This window comes from Actinosynnema sp. NPDC037264 (genome assembly GCF_055603705.1).
Window position 1 is genome coordinate 218,325 of record NZ_JBVJVK010000009.1, and the last position, 19,204, is coordinate 237,528.

At 69.2% G+C, this 19,204-nt stretch carries 31 protein-coding genes; 28 read left to right on the forward strand and 3 right to left on the reverse strand.

The window, feature by feature from the left end:
• Nucleotides 1-2 precede the first annotated feature (2 nt).
• From rplP to truA, 27 genes are all read left to right on the forward strand, one after another.
• The gene (gene rplP / locus ACZ7GX_RS14325) at nt 3-422 is read left to right on the forward strand and encodes a 50S ribosomal protein L16 (protein ID WP_053715230.1); all 420 of its coding nucleotides are present in this window, start codon (nt 3-5) and stop codon (nt 420-422) included.
• A complete protein-coding gene (rpmC, locus tag ACZ7GX_RS14330) occupies nt 422-670 on the forward strand; it encodes a 50S ribosomal protein L29 (protein WP_033428581.1) in 249 nt (82 codons plus the stop codon). The genes rplP and rpmC overlap by 1 nt, the downstream gene beginning before the upstream one ends.
• On the forward strand, nt 667-948 hold the full coding sequence (gene rpsQ, locus ACZ7GX_RS14335; protein ID WP_230566487.1) for a 30S ribosomal protein S17: 282 nt from the start codon (nt 667-669) through the stop codon (nt 946-948). The genes rpmC and rpsQ overlap by 4 nt, the downstream gene beginning before the upstream one ends.
• 67 nt (nt 949-1,015) lie before the next feature.
• A complete protein-coding gene (gene rplN / locus ACZ7GX_RS14340; RefSeq protein ID WP_033436721.1) occupies nt 1,016-1,384 on the forward strand; it encodes a 50S ribosomal protein L14 in 369 nt (122 codons plus the stop codon).
• 2 nt (nt 1,385-1,386) lie between these two features.
• A complete protein-coding gene (gene rplX / locus ACZ7GX_RS14345) occupies nt 1,387-1,701 on the forward strand; it encodes a 50S ribosomal protein L24 (RefSeq protein ID WP_230566488.1) in 315 nt (104 codons plus the stop codon).
• Nucleotides 1,701-2,264, forward strand: a complete 564-nt coding sequence (gene rplE / locus ACZ7GX_RS14350) for a 50S ribosomal protein L5 (RefSeq protein ID WP_123745278.1) — start codon at nt 1,701-1,703, stop codon at nt 2,262-2,264. Before rplX ends, rplE begins: the two co-directional genes overlap by 1 nt.
• A gap of 2 nt (nt 2,265-2,266) precedes the next feature.
• Entirely contained in the window at nt 2,267-2,452 is a 186-nt protein-coding gene (locus ACZ7GX_RS14355) for a type Z 30S ribosomal protein S14 (protein WP_033436724.1), read from the forward strand.
• Between the two features lie 127 nt (nt 2,453-2,579).
• Nucleotides 2,580-2,978 carry a 30S ribosomal protein S8 gene (gene rpsH / locus ACZ7GX_RS14360; RefSeq protein WP_033428586.1) on the forward strand — a complete coding sequence of 133 codons (399 nt, stop codon included), beginning with the start codon at nt 2,580-2,582 and terminating at the stop codon, nt 2,976-2,978.
• Between the two features lie 17 nt (nt 2,979-2,995).
• Nucleotides 2,996-3,535, forward strand: a complete 540-nt coding sequence (rplF, locus tag ACZ7GX_RS14365; protein WP_053715225.1) for a 50S ribosomal protein L6 — start codon at nt 2,996-2,998, stop codon at nt 3,533-3,535.
• Nucleotide 3,536: 1 nt separating this feature from the next.
• Nucleotides 3,537-3,935: a 50S ribosomal protein L18 gene (gene rplR / locus ACZ7GX_RS14370; protein ID WP_498717896.1), complete on the forward strand. Its 399-nt coding sequence runs from the start codon at nt 3,537-3,539 to the stop codon at nt 3,933-3,935.
• Nucleotides 3,936-3,969: 34 nt separating this feature from the next.
• Entirely contained in the window at nt 3,970-4,575 is a 606-nt protein-coding gene (gene rpsE, locus ACZ7GX_RS14375; protein ID WP_037329520.1) for a 30S ribosomal protein S5, read from the forward strand.
• Nucleotides 4,576-4,577: 2 nt separating this feature from the next.
• Nucleotides 4,578-4,763, forward strand: coding sequence for a 50S ribosomal protein L30 (gene rpmD, locus ACZ7GX_RS14380; RefSeq protein ID WP_033428588.1), 186 nt, complete (start codon nt 4,578-4,580; stop codon nt 4,761-4,763).
• A complete protein-coding gene (gene rplO / locus ACZ7GX_RS14385) occupies nt 4,760-5,203 on the forward strand; it encodes a 50S ribosomal protein L15 (RefSeq protein WP_037329521.1) in 444 nt (147 codons plus the stop codon). Before rpmD ends, rplO begins: the two co-directional genes overlap by 4 nt.
• 185 nt (nt 5,204-5,388) lie before the next feature.
• Nucleotides 5,389-5,985 (forward strand): LysE family translocator, encoded by a 597-nt coding sequence (locus tag ACZ7GX_RS14390; RefSeq protein WP_498776559.1) that lies wholly within the window; start codon nt 5,389-5,391, stop codon nt 5,983-5,985.
• A 253-nt stretch (nt 5,986-6,238) separates the two neighbouring features.
• Entirely contained in the window at nt 6,239-7,549 is a 1,311-nt protein-coding gene (gene secY, locus ACZ7GX_RS14395) for a preprotein translocase subunit SecY (protein ID WP_498776561.1), read from the forward strand.
• The gene (locus ACZ7GX_RS14400) at nt 7,549-8,100 is read left to right on the forward strand and encodes an adenylate kinase (RefSeq protein ID WP_498776563.1); all 552 of its coding nucleotides are present in this window, start codon (nt 7,549-7,551) and stop codon (nt 8,098-8,100) included. The genes secY and ACZ7GX_RS14400 overlap by 1 nt, the downstream gene beginning before the upstream one ends.
• A gap of 50 nt (nt 8,101-8,150) precedes the next feature.
• Nucleotides 8,151-8,924, forward strand: coding sequence for a type I methionyl aminopeptidase (gene map / locus ACZ7GX_RS14405; protein WP_498776565.1), 774 nt, complete (start codon nt 8,151-8,153; stop codon nt 8,922-8,924).
• An 867-nt stretch (nt 8,925-9,791) separates the two neighbouring features.
• Nucleotides 9,792-10,253 (forward strand): DUF1707 SHOCT-like domain-containing protein, encoded by a 462-nt coding sequence (locus tag ACZ7GX_RS14410; RefSeq protein ID WP_498776567.1) that lies wholly within the window; start codon nt 9,792-9,794, stop codon nt 10,251-10,253.
• 41 nt (nt 10,254-10,294) lie between these two features.
• A complete protein-coding gene (locus ACZ7GX_RS14415) occupies nt 10,295-10,702 on the forward strand; it encodes a DUF1707 SHOCT-like domain-containing protein (protein ID WP_498776569.1) in 408 nt (135 codons plus the stop codon).
• A 160-nt stretch (nt 10,703-10,862) separates the two neighbouring features.
• Nucleotides 10,863-11,084: a translation initiation factor IF-1 gene (infA, locus tag ACZ7GX_RS14420; protein ID WP_005166804.1), complete on the forward strand. Its 222-nt coding sequence runs from the start codon at nt 10,863-10,865 to the stop codon at nt 11,082-11,084.
• Nucleotides 11,085-11,137: 53 nt separating this feature from the next.
• Nucleotides 11,138-11,251 carry a 50S ribosomal protein L36 gene (gene rpmJ, locus ACZ7GX_RS14425; protein ID WP_010148647.1) on the forward strand — a complete coding sequence of 38 codons (114 nt, stop codon included), beginning with the start codon at nt 11,138-11,140 and terminating at the stop codon, nt 11,249-11,251.
• Between the two features lie 222 nt (nt 11,252-11,473).
• Nucleotides 11,474-11,854 carry a 30S ribosomal protein S13 gene (rpsM, locus tag ACZ7GX_RS14430; RefSeq protein ID WP_230566497.1) on the forward strand — a complete coding sequence of 127 codons (381 nt, stop codon included), beginning with the start codon at nt 11,474-11,476 and terminating at the stop codon, nt 11,852-11,854.
• Between the two features lie 43 nt (nt 11,855-11,897).
• Nucleotides 11,898-12,305, forward strand: coding sequence for a 30S ribosomal protein S11 (rpsK, locus tag ACZ7GX_RS14435; RefSeq protein ID WP_033436732.1), 408 nt, complete (start codon nt 11,898-11,900; stop codon nt 12,303-12,305).
• A 23-nt stretch (nt 12,306-12,328) separates the two neighbouring features.
• Nucleotides 12,329-12,934 (forward strand): 30S ribosomal protein S4, encoded by a 606-nt coding sequence (gene rpsD, locus ACZ7GX_RS14440; protein WP_053718426.1) that lies wholly within the window; start codon nt 12,329-12,331, stop codon nt 12,932-12,934.
• A gap of 142 nt (nt 12,935-13,076) precedes the next feature.
• Nucleotides 13,077-14,129, forward strand: coding sequence for a DNA-directed RNA polymerase subunit alpha (locus ACZ7GX_RS14445; RefSeq protein ID WP_123745287.1), 1,053 nt, complete (start codon nt 13,077-13,079; stop codon nt 14,127-14,129).
• 58 nt (nt 14,130-14,187) lie between these two features.
• Entirely contained in the window at nt 14,188-14,772 is a 585-nt protein-coding gene (gene rplQ / locus ACZ7GX_RS14450) for a 50S ribosomal protein L17 (protein WP_498776573.1), read from the forward strand.
• Between the two features lie 59 nt (nt 14,773-14,831).
• Nucleotides 14,832-15,647 carry a tRNA pseudouridine(38-40) synthase TruA gene (gene truA, locus ACZ7GX_RS14455; RefSeq protein WP_498776575.1) on the forward strand — a complete coding sequence of 272 codons (816 nt, stop codon included), beginning with the start codon at nt 14,832-14,834 and terminating at the stop codon, nt 15,645-15,647.
• Here the strand turns inward: truA and ACZ7GX_RS14460 are convergent.
• On the reverse strand, nt 15,613-16,551 hold the full coding sequence (locus ACZ7GX_RS14460) for a lysylphosphatidylglycerol synthase domain-containing protein (RefSeq protein WP_498776577.1): 939 nt from the start codon (nt 16,549-16,551) through the stop codon (nt 15,613-15,615). The two genes, truA and ACZ7GX_RS14460, sit on opposite strands and share 35 nt — an antisense overlap.
• The gene (locus ACZ7GX_RS14465) at nt 16,548-17,285 is read right to left on the reverse strand and encodes a PIG-L deacetylase family protein (protein ID WP_498776579.1); all 738 of its coding nucleotides are present in this window, start codon (nt 17,283-17,285) and stop codon (nt 16,548-16,550) included. The genes ACZ7GX_RS14460 and ACZ7GX_RS14465 overlap by 4 nt, the downstream gene beginning before the upstream one ends.
• A 49-nt stretch (nt 17,286-17,334) precedes the next feature.
• On the opposite strand from ACZ7GX_RS14465, the gene ACZ7GX_RS14470 reads away from it, so the two are divergent.
• Complete coding sequence (locus ACZ7GX_RS14470; RefSeq protein ID WP_498776581.1) at nt 17,335-18,402, forward strand: glycosyltransferase family 4 protein; 1,068 nt, start codon at nt 17,335-17,337, stop codon at nt 18,400-18,402.
• 3 nt (nt 18,403-18,405) lie between these two features.
• On the opposite strand, the gene ACZ7GX_RS14475 is transcribed toward ACZ7GX_RS14470, so the two are convergent.
• The gene (locus ACZ7GX_RS14475; protein ID WP_498776583.1) at nt 18,406-19,005 is read right to left on the reverse strand and encodes a Uma2 family endonuclease; all 600 of its coding nucleotides are present in this window, start codon (nt 19,003-19,005) and stop codon (nt 18,406-18,408) included.
• Nucleotides 19,006-19,204 lie beyond the last annotated feature (199 nt).

Here is a 19,204-nt window from a genome sequence, read left to right on the forward strand (position 1 = left end):
TCGTGCTCATCCCGCGCAGGGTTAAGCACCGCAAGCAGCACCACCCCGGACGGTCCGGTGCTGCCAAGGGCGGCACGAGGGTCACCTTCGGCGAGTACGGCATCCAGGCTCTGGAGCCCGCCTACGTGACCAACCGGCAGATCGAGTCGGCTCGTATCGCGATCACCCGGCACATCCGCCGTGGTGGCAAGGTCTGGATCAACATCTTCCCGGACCGCCCGCTGACCAAGAAGCCCGCCGAGACCCGCATGGGTTCCGGTAAGGGTTCGCCGGAGTGGTGGGTGGCCAACATCAAGCCGGGTCGGGTGCTCTTCGAGATGAGCTTCCCGAACGAGGCTGTGGCCCGCGAGGCGCTGCGTCGCGCGATCCACAAGCTCCCGATGAAGTGCCGCATCGTTACGCGTGAGGGTGGTGAGTTCTGATGGCAGCGGGTACCACCGCTTCCGAGCTGCGTGAGCTCACCGAGGAAGAGCTCGTGCTGCGCCTGAGGGAGGCGAAGGAGGAGCTGTTCAACCTCCGCTTCCAGATGGCCACCGGGCAGCTCGACAACAACCGCCGCCTGCGCACGGTCCGGCACGAGATCGCCCGGATCTACACCGTGATGCGGGAACGGGAGCTGGGCCTCTCGGCCTCTCCCGACGCGGTTTCCACTGGTGAGGGTGCGGCATGAGCGAGAACAACGAAGTGACTACCGAGGTTCGCAACGACCGCAAGGTCCGCGAGGGCTACGTCGTGTCCGACAAGATGGACAAGACGATCGTGGTGGCGGTCGAGGACCGCAAGAAGCACCGCCGGTACTCGAAGGTCATGCGCTCCACCACCAAGGTGAAGGCGCACGACGAGCAGAACACCGCCGGCGTCGGCGACCGCGTCCTGCTGATGGAGACGCGGCCCCTGTCGGCCACCAAGCGCTGGCGCCTCGTGCAGGTCCTCGAGAAGGCCAAGTAGCCAGTCGTACGACCGAGCCCGTCAGGTCGGAAATCTGGCGGGCCAGGAATGGTCAAGGAGCAGGTAAGTGATCCAACAGGAGTCGCGGCTGCGCGTCGCCGACAACACCGGTGCGAAGGAAATCCTCTGCATCCGTGTTCTCGGTGGCTCGGGCCGCCGCTACGCGGGCATCGGGGACATCATCGTCGCGACGGTGAAGCAGGCCATCCCGGGTGCCGGCGTCAAGAAGGGCGACGTCGTCAAGGCGGTCATCGTCCGGACCGTGAAGGAGAAGCGTCGTCCCGACGGCTCCTACATCCGGTTCGACGAGAACGCCGCGGTGCTCATCAAGAACGACAACGAGCCGCGGGGCACCCGCATCTTCGGCCCGGTCGGTCGGGAGCTGCGCGACAAGAAGTTCATGAAGATCATCTCGTTGGCGCCGGAGGTGCTCTGACCATGAAGGTGAAGAAGGGCGACACGGTCGTCGTAATCGCCGGCAAGGACAAGGGCGCTCGCGGCAAGGTCATCCAGGCCTACCCCGCTGAGAGCCGCGTCCTGGTCGAGGGCGTCAACCGCATCAAGAAGCACACCCGGATCTCGCAGACCGAGCGCGGCGCGCAGTCGGGCGGCATCGTGACGCAGGAGGCCCCCATCCACGTGTCCAACGTGATGGTGGTCGACGCGGACGGCAAGCCGACCCGTGTGGGCTACCGGACGAACGACGAGGGCAAGCGGGTCCGCATTTCCCGTCGTAACGGGAAGGACATCTGATGACCACCGTTGAGAAGACGCTGCCGCGGCTGAAGGTTCGCTACCGCGAGGAGATCGTCGCCTCGCTGCGCGAGCAGTTCGAGTACGCCAACGTCATGCAGATCCCGGGCGTGGTGAAGGTCGTCGTCAACATGGGTGTCGGCGACGCCGCCCGCGACGGCAAGCTGATCGAGGGCGCCGTCAAGGACCTGTCGATCATCACGGGCCAGCGGCCCGAGGTCCGCCGGGCCCGCAAGTCCATCGCGCAGTTCAAGCTGCGCGAGGGCATGCCGATCGGCGCGCGCGTCACGCTGCGCGGCGACCGCATGTGGGAGTTCCTGGACCGGCTGCTGACGATCGCGCTGCCCCGCATCCGCGACTTCCGCGGTCTGTCGGGCAAGCAGTTTGACGGCAACGGGAACTACACGTTCGGCCTCAACGAGCAGTCGATGTTCCACGAGATCGACCCGGACGCCATCGACCGCCCCCGCGGTATGGACATCACCGTGGTGACGACCGCGACCAACGACGAAGAGGGCCGGGCGCTGCTGAAGCTCCTGGGCTTCCCGTTCAAGGAGAACTGATCATGGCCAAGAAGGCGCTGATCAACAAGGCCGCGGCCAAGCCGAAGTTCAAGGTGCGGGGTTACACCCGCTGCCAGCGTTGCGGTCGCCCGCACTCGGTGTTCCGCAAGTTCGGCCTGTGCCGGATCTGCCTCCGCGAGATGGCGCACCGGGGCGAGCTGCCCGGTGTGAACAAGTCCAGCTGGTAAGTCCGGCTCGGCGGCAGGTTTTTCTAGTCTCATCACTTCGCTGTAGGCCCGTCCACGACCAGCCGGCCGCAACGCCGGCTCGGACCCTGGCTGGGGAACCGCAGCGAGAAAGGTTGACCAGGTCACCATGACGATGACCGACCCGATCGCAGACATGTTGACGCGTCTGCGGAACGCGAACTCGGCTTACCACGACAAGGTCGTGATGCCGCACTCGAAGTTGAAGGCCAACATCGCCGAGATCCTCAAGCGCGAGGGCTACATCGCGAGCTACCGCGATGAGCAGGGCGACGTGGCCAAGAACCTGGTTATCGAGCTGAAGTACGGCCCGAACCGGGAGCGCAGCATCGCCGGCCTCCGCCGCGTGTCGAAGCCGGGCCTGCGCGTGTACGCGAAGTCGACCAACCTGCCGAAGGTGCTGGGCGGTCTGGGCGTCGCGATCATTTCGACCTCTGGCGGTCTGATGACCGACCGCCAGGCCAACAAGTCGGGCGTGGGCGGAGAAGTCCTCGCCTACGTCTGGTGAGGAAGGGGGACTAGGCAATGTCGCGCATCGGAAAACTGCCGATCACCGTCCCCTCCGGGGTCGACGTGAACATCGACGGCCAGGCTGTGAGCGTCAAGGGGCCCAAGGGCACCCTGTCGCTCAACATCGCTGAGCCGATCATCATCGAGAAGGCCGACGACGGCACCCTCGAGGTGAAGCGCCCGAACGACGAGCGTCGCAGCCGTTCGCTGCACGGCCTGTCGCGCACCTTGGTGCAGAACATGGTCGTGGGCGTGACCCAGGGCTACGAGAAGAAGATGGAGATCCACGGCGTCGGCTACCGCGTGGCGCTGAAGGGCTCCGACCTGGAGTTCGCGCTGGGCTACAGCCACCCGGTGAAGGTGGAGGCCCCCGAGGGCATCACCTTCGCGGTGGAGACCCCGACCCGGTTCTCCGTGGCCGGCATCGACAAGCAGCTCGTGGGCGAGGTCGCCGCCAACATCCGCAAGCTCCGCAAGCCCGACCCGTACAAGGGCAAGGGCGTGCGGTACGCGGGCGAGAAGATCCGCCGCAAGGTCGGAAAGACGGGTAAGTGACATGAGCGAGACTGCAACGAAGCGCAAGCCGGTGGGCAAGGACATCTCGACCACTCGCCGCATCGCCAAGACGCGCCGTCACTTCCGCCTCCGCAAGAAGGTCAGCGGCACGGCGGAGCGCCCGCGCCTGGTCGTGCACCGCTCGTCGAAGCACATCACCGTGCAGATCATCGACGACCTCGCCGGCCACACGATCGCGGCGGCGTCCTCCGTCGAGGCGGACGTCCGGTCGATCGACGGCGACAAGAAGGCCCGTGCGGCGAAGGTCGGCCAGCTGGCCGCCGCCCGTGCCAAGGACGCCGGGATCAGCAAGGTGGTCTTCGACCGCGGCGGCAACGCCTACCACGGTCGGATCGCCGCTCTGGCCGATGCCGCTCGCGAGGCTGGGCTGGAGTTCTGACAATGCACATGAACCGAATTGAGAGGGACGCCTGATGCCAGGACGCACGCGTCGCGAAGGCGGCGGGGGCGAGCGCGGAGAGCGCCGCGACCGCCGTGACGGTGGCCGCGGCGGAGCGGCCCAGGAGAAGACCCCGCACCTGGAGCGCGTGGTTGCGATCAACCGCGTCTCCAAGGTCGTGAAGGGTGGTCGTCGCTTCAGCTTCACCGCGCTGGTCGTGGTCGGCGACGGCGACGGCATGGTCGGTGTCGGCTACGGCAAGGCCAAGGAAGTCCCGGCGGCGATCGCCAAGGGTGTGGAGGAGGCGAAGAAGAACTTCTTCCGCGTCCCCCGCATCGCGGGCACGATCCCTCACCCGATCCAGGGCGAGAAGGCGGCCGGTGTCGTGCTGCTCCGTCCGGCCTCGGCCGGTACCGGTGTCATCGCCGGTGGCGCGGTCCGCGCGGTGCTGGAGTGCGCCGGTGTCCACGACGTGCTGAGCAAGTCGCTGGGCTCCGACAACGCGATCAACATCGTGCACGCCACGGTGGCGGCCCTGAAGGGCCTCCAGCGTCCCGAGGAGGTGGCCGCCCGTCGCGGTCTGCCGCTCGAGGATGTGGCTCCCGCCGGCATGCTCCGTGCCCGTGCAGGGGCGGTGTGACCATGGCGCAGCTCAAGGTGACCCAGGTCAAGAGCAGCATCGGTACCAAGCACAACCACCGTGAGTCCCTCCGGACCCTGGGGTTGCGCAAGATCCGCCAGTCGGTGGTCCGCGAGGACACGCCGCAGGTGCGCGGTTTGATCCACGCCGTTCGCCACCTGGTGGTCGTCGAGGAGGTCCAGTCGTGACCATCAAGATCCATGACCTGCGTCCGGCCCCCGGCGCCAAGACCGCGAAGACCCGTGTCGGTCGCGGTGAGGGCTCCAAGGGCAAGACGGCCGGTCGCGGCACGAAGGGCACCGGAGCGCGGAAGAACGTCTCGCCGCGCTTCGAGGGTGGCCAGATGCCGCTGCACATGCGCCTGCCGAAGCTGAAGGGCTTCCGCAACCCGTTCCGCACGGAGTACCAGGTCGTGAACGTGGGCGACATCGCCCGCCTGTTCCCGAACGGTGGCCGGGTGGACGTGGACGCCCTCATCAACGCGGGCCTGGTGCGCAAGAACGAGCTCGTGAAGGTCCTCGGCAACGGTGACCTGGACGGCGTGAAGGTCGACGTCGTGGCGAACAAGTTCTCCGGCAGCGCGGTCGAGAAGATCGCCGCCGCCGGTGGCACCACCACCGTGCTCTGACGCGCGAAGCACTGCCGAACGGCCCCGGAGCCTCCCGCTCCGGGGCCGTTCGCGTACCCGGGTTCTTGACGGTTGCCGGCGGTCGGGCGGTGCGTCCCGCCGCGCGGGAAGCGCGCTCGCGGCGCTGATGAGACGGTGTTCGCGCAGGGCGTAAAACCGGTTGGCGGCGGGGTTAGCGTGCACCCATGTGGCTCGCCGTCTTCTTCGGCACCTCGGTGCTGGTCGCACTGACCCCGGGCGCCAACAACCTCCTGGGCATGCACCACGGGGTCCACCACGGGCCGTTGCGGGCCGTGGTGGCGCTCCTGGGCCGCCTTGCGGCCTTCTCCCTGATGGTCGGCGCGGTCGTCGCGGGGCTCGGGCCCGTCCTGGCCGCCAGCCACACCGCGCTCACCGTGATCAAGTGGGTCGGCGTCGCCTACCTCGTCTACCTGGCCGTGCGCATCCTGACGACCAAGGAGACCGGGGAGAGGCAGGTCGGGAACGGCGCTCCGCTGCGCAAGGAGTTCCTGGTGGCGATCAGCAACCCCAAGGCGCTGCTGATCTTCACCGCGTTCGTGCCCCAGTTCGTCGACCCCGCGCGGGGCCCCATCCCGGTGCAGCTCGCGACCCTCGGCGCGGTCTACCTGGCCGCGGAGGCGCTGGCGGGCACGGCGTACGTGGCGCTGGGCGCGGGTATCCGCAAGGCGGGGCTGACCAGGCGTGCCAAGGCCCGGCTGGACAAGGGCACGGCGGCCGTCCTGCTCGGCATGGCCGGGGTGCTGGCGACCAGCCGAACTTGATCCATTCGGGGGCTTGCCGGCGACCGTAGTCGATCGGGTACGAAGTGTGAGGGAAGACTGACTACGGCGATCGGCCAAGCGGCTGTTAAAGTCGCGGGCTGAACCCGGATGCCCTCCGGGTCGGTCGCGGCTATCCGTCGCTTCCGCCACCGTCGGCGATGGTCGACGGCATGTCCGCAAGACTGTGCCGGCAACACAGCCGGCACCGCAGGATGCCGACCCCAGTGGGGCGGCAACGCTGATGGAGGTTCGCGTGCTCGGCGCATTCCGCTCGGCTCTCGCGACGCCGGACCTACGCAAGAAGATCCTCTTCACACTGGGGATCGTCGTGGTGTACCGGTTGGGCGCCACCATGCCCGCGCCGGGCGTCTCCTTCAAGAACGTCAAACAGTGTGTCGAGTCGGTCGACCAGCAGGGGATCTACTCCCTGATCAACCTGTTCAGCGGTGGCGCGCTGCTGAACTTGTCGATCTTCGCGCTCGGCATCATGCCCTACATCACGGCGAGCATCATCGTCCAGCTGCTCACCGTGGTGATTCCGCGGTTCGAGCAGCTGAAGAAGGAAGGGCAGGCGGGTCAGGGCAAGCTGACCCAGTACACCCGCTACCTGACCATCGCGCTCGCCGTCCTGCAGTCCACGGGCATCATCGCGCTGGCCGTGCGCGGGCAGCTGTTCCAGAACTGCGAAGTGCCGGTCATCCCCGACGACAGCATCTTCAACCTGGTCGTCCTCGTGGTCGTGATGACCGCGGGCACCAGCGTGATCATGTGGCTCGGCGAGATCATCACCGAGAAGGGGATCGGCAACGGCATGTCGCTGCTGATCTTCACCGGCATCGCGGCGCGCATCCCGATCGAGGGCAAGATCATCCTCGACCGCGGCGGCCTGACGTTCTTCCTGGTCTGCGTCGCGGCCCTGCTGATCATCGCGAGCGTCATCTACGTGGAGCAGGCGCAGCGCCGCATCCCGGTCCAGTACGCGAAGCGGATGATCGGCCGGCGGATGTACGGCGGCACGTCGACCTACCTGCCGCTGAAGGTGAACCAGGCCGGTGTCATCCCGGTCATCTTCGCCTCGTCGCTGCTGTACCTGCCCGACCTGATCTCGCGCCTGACCGCCTCCACCGACGGCTCGGCGCCGAACTGGTGGGAGAGCTTCGTCGCGACACACCTGGTGAGCCAGTCCAGCCCGGTGCACATCGCGCTGTACTTCCTGCTGATCGTCTTCTTCACGTACTTCTACGTCGGCATCACGTTCAACCCGGACGAGCGCGCGGACGAGATGAAGAAGTTCGGTGGGTTCATCCCGGGCATCCGGCCGGGCCGTCCCACCGCCGAGTACCTCCGCTTCGTGTTGGGGCGGATCACGCTGCCGGGCTCGCTCTACCTGGGCATCGTCGCCATCCTGCCGAACCTGTTCCTCGACCTGACCGGTCAGGGCCAGAACCAGAACTTCCCGTTCGGCGGCACGGCGGTGCTGATCATGGTCGGTGTCGGTCTCGACACCGTGAAGCAGATCGAGAGCCAGCTCATGCAGCGCAACTACGAAGGGTTCCTCCGCTAGTGCGACTCGTTCTCGTCGGCCCGCCCGGTGCGGGCAAGGGCACCCAGGCCAAAACGCTCAGCCGCGAGCTCGGCGTGCCGCACATCTCCACCGGGGACCTGTTCCGCGCCCACATCAGCGAGCAGACCGATCTGGGCAAGGAAGTCCAGGAGTACCTGGACGCGGGCGAGTTGGTGCCGGACGAGGTGACCAACGAGATGGTGCGCGTCCGGCTCTCGCAGCCGGACGCCACCGACGGCTTCCTGCTCGACGGCTTCCCGCGCAACACCGCCCAGGCGGGCGTGCTGGGCGAGATGCTGGCGGCCGAGGGCGAGAAGCTCGACGCGGTGCTGGAGTTCCGGATCGACGAGGACGTCGTGGTCGAGCGCCTGCTCGCCCGGGGTCGCACGGACGACAAGGAAGACGTGATCCGGCACCGCCAGCAGGTGTACCGGACGGAGACCGCGCCGCTGCTCGACTACTACGCCGACATCGTCGTGAGCATCGACGCCGTCGGTGAGGTCGACGAGATCAGCGAGCGCGCTCTCCGCGCGTTGCGCGACCTGAAGTGAGCGGTGGACTTGTCGATGCGCTGCGTCGGGTCGTTCCTGGTCGAGACCGCATGATCGAGATCAAGAGCCGCGGCCAGCTCGAAGCCATGAGGGCTGCCGGGCTGGTCGTGGCGCGCACGTTGGCGCTGCTGGCGTCGCACGCGAAGGCCGGTGTCAGCACGGCCGAGTTGGACGAGCTGGCCGAGCAGAGCATCCGCGACGCCGGCGCCATCCCGTCGTTCAAGGGCTACCACGGGTTCCCCGCGTCGATCTGCGCGTCGGTGAACGAGCAGATCGTCCACGGCATCCCCAGCCGGACCCAGGTGCTCGCCGAAGGCGACCTGATCTCGATCGACTGCGGCGCCATCCTCGACGGGTGGCACGGCGACTCGGCGATCACCCTGCCGGTCGGCGAGGTGACGGACGCGGAGCTGAAGCTGTCCGAGGCGACCCGCGCGTCGATGCTGGCCGGCATCGAGGCCGCGGTCGCCGGCGGGCGGCTCGGGGACGTCTCGTTCGCGATCGAGTCGGCCACCATCCTGGCCGGCGAGGAGCACGGGGTCGAGTACGGCATCGTGGAGGGCTACGGCGGCCACGGCATCGGCACGAAGATGCACATGGACCCGTTCCTGCCGAACCACGGCAAGCCCGGCAAGGGGCCGCGCCTCAAGGTGGGCATGGCGATCGCCATCGAGCCGATGCTCACGCTCGGGACCGAGCGGACGGTCGAGCTGGACGACGGCTGGACCGTCATCACGGCGGACGGCTCGAGGGCCGCGCACTGGGAGCACTCGGTGGCCATCACCGACGACGGGCCCTGGGTGCTGACGGCCCTGGACGACTGACTCCGGCCGGCTGGCTGACTGATTTCTGTAGAACCGCCTTCCTGCGCCGGTGGCCCGTACTCGGGTCACCGGCGTTTGGCGTTCGAGGGGGCGGGGCTTAAGAGCTCCGGAAAGATCAAAGCCTTAAAAGCATGTCCTCGCCGGACGGGCAGATCAGCAGGATGACTCCTGGTTGGGTGGTGGTGTTGCGGGTCCGTTGTGGGTCCGGGTTTCGTGTCATCCCACCGACCTCCCTCCGGGCTACCACACGCGTCAAGGGGGCGGTTCCGGCCCATTGTTCCTGTTGGGTGGGGATGTGCCCCCTTGACCCGTGCGGTAGGGCTCTGCCAGGTCGGCGGGATGACACGAAGCCCTCCTTTGAGAGAGGAACCCGGTCAGTGGACGGGAGCGGCGGGCCCGGCGCTGGTCGTGTGGAGCGGTGTCGCTATGGGCCGGGTGTCGGCTTTCGCTTTCCCAAGCGAGGGGTTCGTGTCATCCCGCCGACCTGGCTTTGCCCTACCGCGCGTGTCAAGGGGGCTGTGCGTCCCTTGCCTGGTCGTTCACTGATGTCCGCCCCCTTGATACGTGTGGTAGCCCGGAGGGAGGTCGGTGGGATGACACGGAGCCCGGACCAACAACGGACCCGGAACAGGACCGCTGAACGAGGGGTCATCCTGCTGATCTGCCCGTCCGGCGAGGACGCTTTTGATCTTTGAAGGTCGGCGACTTCGAGGCTCCGATCCCGGAGGTCCGTCCGTCACCCGGCACCACCCGCCAGGCACCACCCACCAGGCACGGGCACCACACCCAGCGGATCTACCGTTCGGCGGCAGGCAAACGGGGGCTAGCCCCCTGTTCCGACCAAGGCCTCCCCGTCACGATTGACGGGTGACCCAGCCTGTGCGGCCCGAGGACATGCGGGCCTCCGACGCCGAGCGCGAACTGGTCCAGCAGTGGCTGCACCGCGCGCACGCCAACGGCAGCCTCGACCTCGCCGAGTTCGACGCCAGGGTGGTGCGCACCTGGGAGGCCAAGACCAGGGGTGAGCTGGCAGCCCTCACCGTCGACCTGCCGAACGTGGTGCACGCGCCCACCCAGTCACCCACCCCCGGCGTGCTGCCCACCCCGTTGCTGCCGACACCCAAACCGGTGAAAACGGGAGGTGGGCGCAAGGCGTTGAAGGTGCTCGGCACGATCTGGCTGAGCGTCAGCGTGCTGAACTTCGCCCTCTGGCTGCTCGTCAGCCTCCTGGGCGGCGAGGGCTTCGTGCACCCGTGGTTCCTCTGGGTGGCCGTGCCGCCGGGAGCCGTGCTCGGGGTCCTCTGGTGGAGCACGGACCCTCAACGGTAACGTTGTTACAATTGGGTCGGCGGACCAGGGGAGGCGGCGACGTGAACGAGGCGTTCGAGTCATTCACCCGGGCTGCGGACCACGACCGCGCGACGGTCGCGGAGGAGCTGTCCCGGGCCCACGCCGAGGGCAGGCTGACCCTGGCCGAGTTCGACGAGCGCACCCGCGCCGTCTACCAGGCCCGCACGTACGCCGAGCTCGGAGCGCTGACGGCGGACCTGCCGCGCGACGCGCTCCACGCGCCACAGCCGGTGCGCGGCCGATCGGGCACGGCGGCTAAGGTGATGACAGGCGCCTGGTTCGTCGCGAGCGCCGTCAACTTCCTCATCTGGGGCATCATCAGCCTCTCCCTGGGCGAGGCCCTCCACCCCTGGTGGATCTGGGTCGCCGGACCGTGGGGCCTGGTCCTGCTGGCCGGTCACCTGGCCCGATTTGGGCGTTCGAGCTGACCCGCGTACTATGGACAGGTGGCGCACACGTCGCGCCGGTTCCGCCATGCCCGGGGATTCTCCCCCGGAGGTGGCCAGGGTTCGCAAGGGCCTGGAGGAGTCGGGGTGCCGCGTGCCCGCACTCCAGAAGTAACACCCACCGTCACGAAACGCGGAGGACATGGGCAAGAAGGACGGGGCCATTGAGGTCGAGGGCCGCGTAGTCGAGCCGCTCCCCAACGCGATGTTCCGCGTCGAGTTGGAGAACGGTCACAAGGTCCTGGCACACATCAGCGGCAAGATGCGTCAGCACTACATCCGCATCCTCCCTGAGGACCGGGTTGTCGTGGAGCTCTCGCCCTACGACCTGTCCCGCGGGCGCATCGTCTACCGCTACAAGTGACCTCCGGCGCGCCCCAGCACGGGCGCGTCGGCTGACGCAGGAGAAGCTCAGGCGTGAAGGTCCAGCCGAGCGTCAAGAAGATCTGCGACAAGTGCAAGGTGATCCGCCGCCACGGCCGGGTCATGGTGATCTGCGAGAACCTGCGCCACAAGCAGCGCCAGGGCTGAGCGGAGCACGACCAGCACGAGTCGAGTCTTCACCGGACGCGACCACGAGTAAGCCTCCTCGCACCTGCCGCGCAGCGAGCACCACGCGCGGCACACCCCCGGACTCCAGGCCGGGGCCGGGACACCGGTCGCGAGAGCGACCGGAACTGACACAGCGAGTCAGTCCCGGGATCGGGCGAGGAGCAGACCTGGAGCGACACCACTGTTAGGAGCAAGCGCCGTATGGCACGACTCGCTGGCGTCGACCTCCCCCGCGAAAAGCGGTTGGAGATCGCGCTCACCTACATCTTCGGCATCGGTCGGACGCGCTCGAAGGAGCTGCTGACCGCCACCGAGATCTCCCCGGACATCCGGGTGAAGGACCTCGGTGACGACGACCTGGCGAAGCTGCGGGACTACATCGAGAACCACTTCAAGGTCGAGGGTGACCTCCGCCGCGAGGTTCAGGCCGACATCCGCCGGAAGATGGAAATCGGCTGCTACGAGGGGCTGCGCCACCGTCGCAACCTGCCCGTCCGCGGGCAGCGCACCAAGACGAACGCGCGCACTCGTAAGGGTCCGAAGAAGACCGTCGCCGGCAAGAAGAAGGCCGGAAAGAAGTAAGACCTCGCGTCTTCAGCTCTGACAAGTAGGAGTTCACCCAGACATGCCACCCAAGTCCCGCACGGGCGCCGGGGTCAAGAAGGTCCGGCGCAAGGAAAAGAAGAACGTCTCGCACGGCCAGGCGCACATCAAGAGCACGTTCAACAACACCATCGTGTCCATCACGGACCCGATGGGCAACGTGATCAGCTGGGCGTCCGCCGGCCACGTGGGCTTCAAGGGCTCGCGCAAGTCGACGCCGTTCGCCGCGCAGATGGCCGCCGAGAACGCCGCCCGCAAGGCCGCCGAGCACGGCATGCGCAAGGTGGACGTGTTCGTGAAGGGCCCCGGCTCCGGCCGGGAGACCGCGATCCGTTCGCTGCAGGCCGCCGGCCTCGAGGTCGGCACCATCCAGGACGTGACCCCGCAGCCCCACAACGGCTGCCGCCCGCCCAAGCGGCGCCGGGTCTGAGGCACGGGGAGGAGTAAGACAACATGGCTCGCTATACCGGACCGGCCACTCGCATCTCGCGCCGTCTCAAGGTCGACCTCGTCGGCGGGGACCAGGCGTTCGAGCGTCGTCCTTACCCGCCCGGCCAGCACGGCCGCGGTCGGATCAAGGAGTCCGAGTACCTGCTGCAGTTGCAGGAGAAGCAGAAGGCCCGCTACACGTACGGCGTCCTGGAGAAGCAGTTCCGGCGCTACTACGAGGAAGCGGTTCGCCGCCCCGGCAAGACCGGTGAGAACCTGCTGCAGATCCTGGAGTCCCGGCTCGACAACGTGGTGTACCGCGCGGGTCTCGCGCGCACCCGTCGTCAGGCCCGCCAGCTGGTCAGCCACGGTCACTTCATCGTGAACGGCCAGAAGGTCAACATCCCGAGCTTCCGGGTGTCGAAGTTCGACATCATCGACGTGAAGCCGAAGTCGCTGCCCACGCTGCCCTTCGAGGCCGCGCGCGCTTCCTTCGGCGACCGGCCGATCCCGGCGTGGCTCCAGGTCGTGCAGTCCAACCTGCGCATCCTGGTCCACCAGCTGCCGGAGCGGGCGCAGATCGACACGCCCGTCACCGAGCAGCTCATCGTCGAGCTCTACTCGAAGTGATCCTCCTGGAGGGGCCGTCCGCGGCCCCTCCAGTCGGGTCCCGCGGCGGCACGGAATGGTGTGCCGCATGCGTTTGCCGGTCTCCGCGACCGGCTTCCACGACGTCAAATAGCGGGCGTCGGGGTTAGAAGGGAAGAACCCAGTGCTGATTTCCCAGCGTCCCTCGCTCAGCGAGGAAGCGGTCAACGAGACCCGCTCCCGGTTCGTCATCGAGCCGCTGGAGCCGGGCTTCGGCTACACCCTCGGCAACTCGATTCGCCGCACCCTGCTGTCGTCCATCCCCGGCGCGGCCGTGACCAGCATCCGCATCGACGGTGTGCTGCACGAGTTCACGACCGTCCCCGGTGTGAAGGAAGACGTCACCGACATCATCCTCAACCTCAAGGAGCTGGTCGTCAGCTCCGAGGAGGACGAGCCGGTGACCATGTACCTGCGCAAGCAGGGGCCGGGCGCGGTGACCGCGGGCGACATCGTGCCTCCGGCCGGTGTCACCGTGCACAACCCCGACCTGCACATCGCCACCCTGAACGGCAAGGGCAAGCTGGAGATCGAGCTCGTGGTCGAGCGCGGTCGCGGCTACGTCCCCGCCGTGCAGAACAAGCAGGCCGGCGCCGAGATCGGCCGCATTCCGGTCGACTCGATCTACTCGCCCGTCATGAAGGTGACCTACAAGGTCGAGGCCACCCGTGTCGAGCAGCGGACCGACTTCGACAAGCTGATCCTCGACGTCGAGACCAAGCCGTCCATCACGCCGCGCGACGCCGTCGCGTCGGCCGGTAAGACGCTGGTCGAGCTGTTCGGCCTCGCTCGCGAGCTGAACGTCGACGCCGAGGGCATCGAGATCGGCCCCTCGCCCGCCGAGGCGGACACCATCGCGGCGTTCGCGATGCCGATCGAGGACCTGGACCTCACCGTCCGGTCCTACAACTGCCTCAAGCGCGAGGGCATCCACACCGTGGGCGAGCTCGTCTCGCGCAGCGAGGCGGACCTGCTGGACATCCGCAACTTCGGCGCCAAGTCGATCGACGAGGTCAAGATGAAGCTCGTCGGTCTCGGCCTGGCGCTGAAGGACAGCCCCCCCGGGTTCGACCCGTCGGCCGCCGCGTCCGACTACCCCGCCGAAGGCTGGGGCACGGACACCGCCGTGGACACCCACGACGACGGCCAGGACTACGCGGAGACCGAGCAGCTCTGAGGTCGCTTAGCGGCCGGGCCGGAGCAGAGGATCAGAAAGAAATCCGAGGAGCAATTCGATGCCCACCCCCACCAAGGGACCCCGTCTCGGGGGCTCGCCGGCCCACGAGCGGCTGATGCTGGCCAACCTGGCCACGTCCCTGTTCACCCACGGTCGGATCACGACCACCGAGGCCAAGGCGAAGCGGCTGCGCCCGTACGCCGAGAAGCTGATCAGCAAGGCGAAGGTCGGTGACCTGCACAACCGTCGCGAGATCCTCAAGGTGATCCGCGACAAGGACATCGTGCACAAGCTGTTCGCCGAGATCGGCCCGCAGTTCGCCGACCGCCCCGGTGGCTACACCCGCATCACCAAGACGATGCCGCGCAAGGGCGACAACGCGCCCATGGCCGTCATCGAACTGGTCGCGGAGAAGACCGTCACCTCCGAGGCGGAGCGCGCCCGCAAGACCAAGTTCGCGAAGGACGAGGCCCCGAAGGCCGCGGCCGTCGAGACCGAGGTCGAGGACGTGCAGGACCAGGACGCCGAGGCGCCCGAGTCCGCCACGAAGGACGCCGCCGAGGAGCCCGCCGAGGGCGCCGACGACGCTTCCGCCGAGGCGAAGGCCGACGACAAGGCCGAGGACAAGAAGGACGAGTCCTGACGGACGCGCACTTCACCGACGAGCCCGTCGTTCCCGCTGGGGACGACGGGCTCGTTCGTGTGCGACTGGACCTGGCCTACGACGGCACGGAGTTCTCCGGGTGGGCGCGCCAGCCCGACCGCCGCACGGTGTGCGGCGTGCTGGAGGACACCATGTCGACGGTGCTGCGCGAGGACGTGCAGCTGACCGTGGCCGGCCGCACGGACGCGGGCGTGCACGCCTCGGGGCAGGTGGCGCACGTCGACCTGCCGGCCGCGGTGGACGTCGCGGGCCTGCCGAAGCGCCTGGCCCGCGCCCTGCCCGCGGACGTCCGGGTGTTCTCCGCACGGGTGGTGCCCGCCGAGTTCGACGCGCGGTTCGCCGCGTTGCGCCGGCACTACGAGTACCGGGTCACCGACGCACCCTTCGGGGCGCACCCGTTGCGGCGGCTGGACACGCTGGCCTGGCCGCGCCCGCTCGACCTGGACGCGCTGAACGCCGCCTCGCGGCTGCTGCTGGGCGAACGGGACTTCTGCGCGTTCTGCAAGCGCCGTGAGGGCGCGACGACGATCCGCGAGCTGCAACGCCTGGAGTGGGTGCGGGAGGGCGCCGTGCTGACCGCGCACGTGTCCGCGGACGCGTTCTGCCACTCGATGGTGCGCAGCCTGGTCGGCGCGCTGCTGGCCGTCGGCGAGGGCCGCAAGCCGGTGGGCTGGCCCGCGTCGCTGCTGTCGCTGACCGCGCGGTCGAGCGAGGTCACGGTCGCGCCGCCGCACGGGCTGTCGCTGGTCCGGGTCGACTACCCGGCCGACGACGAGCTCGCCGCGCGGGCCGCCGTCACCCGCAACGTGCGCTCCGCGGTCACCGCGCCCGAGCCCGGCGCGCCGACCAGCTGAGCCAGGCGGCGCCGCCCAGCGGTATCTCCGCCAGGTACGTGAAGAACGCGAACAGCAGCACGCCCGCGACGGCCGGCGCGGCGGGCGTGCCCAGGCCGACCAGCAGCGCGATGGTGCCGTTCTCGGTGACGCCGACACCACCGGGCGTGACCACGGCCAGCGTGAGCAGCCTGCTCACCGCGAACGCCGCCACCGCCGGCCCGAGTGCGAGGTGGACGCCCGCGGCGGCCAGGCACCACCACAGCAGGACGCCTTGGAGCAGCAGGTAGGCGAGCATGCCCAGGGTCATCCGCCGCCAGCCGTTGCGGACGACCTGGCCGGTCTGCCGGCGCAGCCGCAGCAGGAACCGGGCGGCCCGGCCGCCGAGGAGCCGGCAGAGCCACCGCAGCCGCAGCAGCACGACCACGGCCGCCACCAGCCCTCCAGCCGCCGCCACCGCCGCGATCAGCACGCCGTCACCGAAGACGATCGCGCCCTGCACGGCCAGCGCGAGGAGCGGCAGGGCGGCCCGGGACACCGCGTTCCACAGTCCGCTGACGAGCGCCGACGCGGTGATCGCCCGCGCGGAGTGGCCCCAGCTCGACGCCATCACCGCCGTCACCGCCACCCCGGCCGCCCCGCCGAACGGCAGCACGTTGCTGATCGCGCTGCCCGCCGCGTTGAGGCTGAACGCCTGGGTGTTGCGCAGGCCGGGCAGGGAGCCGGTGAGGACGTAGGTGTAGGCCCAGAGGCCGGCCAGCCACAACGTCGTCAGCCAGAGCGCGGTGCCGGGTCCGACGGCGCGCAGCTGCGCGCCGACCGCCGACCACGCCACGCCGCCCACGGCGGGCACGAGCGCGACCACCAGCCACGCCGCCAGGCCGAGCGACGCCAGCGACGCGGCGGTGCGCGACCAGCGGTTCACCGTGCCCGCAACCGTTTGCGCTCGACGTACCACTCGGTGCCCAGGACCACCTTGAACAGCGGCGGCGGCAGTTTCAGCAGCGCGGCGAGGGTGCGGGTCGAGTCGCCGCCGGTCCTCTGCGTGGCGTGCGCGGCCATGGCGGCCCGCTTCACGTGCGCGTACCGCCGGACGTCCACCGAGTGGGTGATCTCGGTGCGGGCGGTGTAGGCCTGCTCGAACGGGGTCAGGTCGAACCCGCGGACCAGCCGGGCGAGCCGGAGGCCGCGCAGCAGCCACGTGCGGTCGACCGTCGCCTCCCAGACGCGGGGCGTGCCGGCGAGCTCGGCGGCCAGCGTGCCGACCCGGTGCACCTGGACGTGGTCGGGGTGCCCGTAGCCGCCGTGCGGGTCGTACGCGGTGAGCAGGTCGGCGTGTTCCTCGTGCAGCAGTTCGGCCAGCCGCTCGGCGGCCTCGCCCACGTCGGCGCGGGCGAACCCGTGCCGCCCGTCCAGGCCGGAGTCCGGGTAGCCGAGGAACTCCACGCGCGCGCAGCCGAGCGCGCGGGCCGACGCGTGCGCCTCCCGGGTGCGGACGGCGCCGAGGTCGGACCGGTGCGCGCTCAGGCCCCGTTCACCGGCGGTGGCGACGACCAGCACGACGCGGTGCCCCTCCTGCGCGAGGCGCGCCATCGTGCCGCCGGTCAGCAGGGCTTCGTCGTCGGGGTGGGCGTGGAAGAAGACGCACGTTCGGCTCACGGGTGCAAGAGTGTCAGTTGGTCCGTTCGGCGGCTTGACGGGAGCGCACTTGTCCATCATCCACGTGACCGACTGCTTCCTGCCGCGCCTGGGCGGGATCGAGGTCCAAGTCGCCGGACTGGCCGCGGAGCAGGCCCGCTCCGGTGAGGACGTGCACGTGGTGACGGCGACCAGGAACGCGTCGCCGGGTGAGCGGTACTCGGTGCGCCGGATCGCGGTGCGGCTGCCGTGGGACGTGCCCGTGCACCCGCGGGCGGGGTCGCACCTGGACCGGGTGATCGCCTCGCTGTCGCCGTCGCTGGTGCACGTGCACGTCGGCGCGATCTCGCCGTTCGCGTGGTCGGGGGTGCGGTCGGCGGCGCGACTGGGACTGCCGACGGTGGTCGTGGTGCACAGCATGTGGGACCCGGTGGTGCAGTGGTGCTACCGGGCGCTGGACCGGCTGGCGTCGTGGAGTGCCGCGCCGGTGGCGGTGGCGGCGGTGAGCCGTGCGGCGGCGGGGCGGGTGCGCGCGGTCGTGCCGGGGCTGCCGGTGGGGGTGGTGCCGAACGGGATCGTGCCGTCGGCGTGGCGGGGGATACCGCGGCAGCGGCGGGACGACGCGGTGCACGTGGTGTCGGTGGGTCGGCTCGCGGCGCGGAAGGAGCCGATGGCGTTGCTGCGGGCGTTGCGGGCGGTCTCGGCCGACGTGCCGCTGCGGGCGACGCTGGCCGGCGCGGGGCCGGAGATGGCCGTCCTGCGGCGGTACGTCGAGCGGCACGGGATGGGGTGGGTGAGCCTGCCGGGGCGGCTCGACCGGCAGGGGGTGGCGCACCTGCTGGCCGGTGCGGACGTGTTCGTGAACCCGGCGTCGCAGGAGGCGTTCGGGCTGGCGGCGCTGGAGGCGCGGACCGCGGGGGTGCCGGTGGTGGCGCGGCCGGGGACGGGGGTGGCGGACTTCGTGCGCGACGGGGTGGAGGGGGTGCTGACGGACGACCTGGCGGCGGGGATCGCGCGCCTGGTGAACGACCGGGAGGAGCGGTTGAGGATCGCGGCGCACAACCGGACCACGGAGCCGACCCACTGCACGTGGCCGCGGGTGCTGGAGGCGTTGCGGTCGTGCGCGGCGCGGGTGTGAGGGCTAGAAGACGAGGTCTGCCAGGTCGAGCGTGACCGGGACCGGCGCGGCGGTGACGGTCGTCGGTCCGGCGGACTTCACGGTGTTCTCCGCCAGATAGCGGTCGCCGTGCAGCCGGTGTGCGGTCAGCTCCAGTCCGAGGTCGTTCCCCTTGCGGCTGATGGTCCAGAGGAACGGCACGCCCGCGGCGGCGTAGGCGATCATCTTCGCCTCGCGTTCGTTCCGGGTGTTGCCCGGAGACCAGACCTCGACCGCGAGCACCAGTGCCTCGGCGGGGAACGAAGCGCCGGCCGGGATCCTGTCCATGATCACCACGTCCGGGATGAGGCCGGTGCGCAGGGTGGAGGAGATCTTCACTCCTACCCCCACCACCGCGTAGAGATCGGTTCGGCCGGCAGCGGAGATCGAATCCTCGAACGGCCGGATCAGCCGGTAGGTGGCGACCTGGTGTTCACCGGAAGGTGGGGGATTCACGTGGAAGTGTCCAAAGATCAGCTCGACGCTCGACCCGTCCTCCGGGGAGGGCAGGTCGAGCCATTCCTCGATGGTGTGCGGGCCGATCATCGGGTTCGGCAGGGCTTCTTCCTTCAGCGCTGCGGACATGGCTTCCAACCTCCACGATCGACTCGATCATGACCCTGGCACAGTCCCACTGGGGCGACACCGCCCCTGATCAGGTGAAACGCGAAGCGGCCCCTCACCGGCGGCTTGGGTTCTAGTGGTCGTCGCAACACCCCAGTTGGGGAGTTGTGGTGGATTTCGAGATCCGGGATCGGTCGGTCAACCTGGGCGGTCGGCGTCT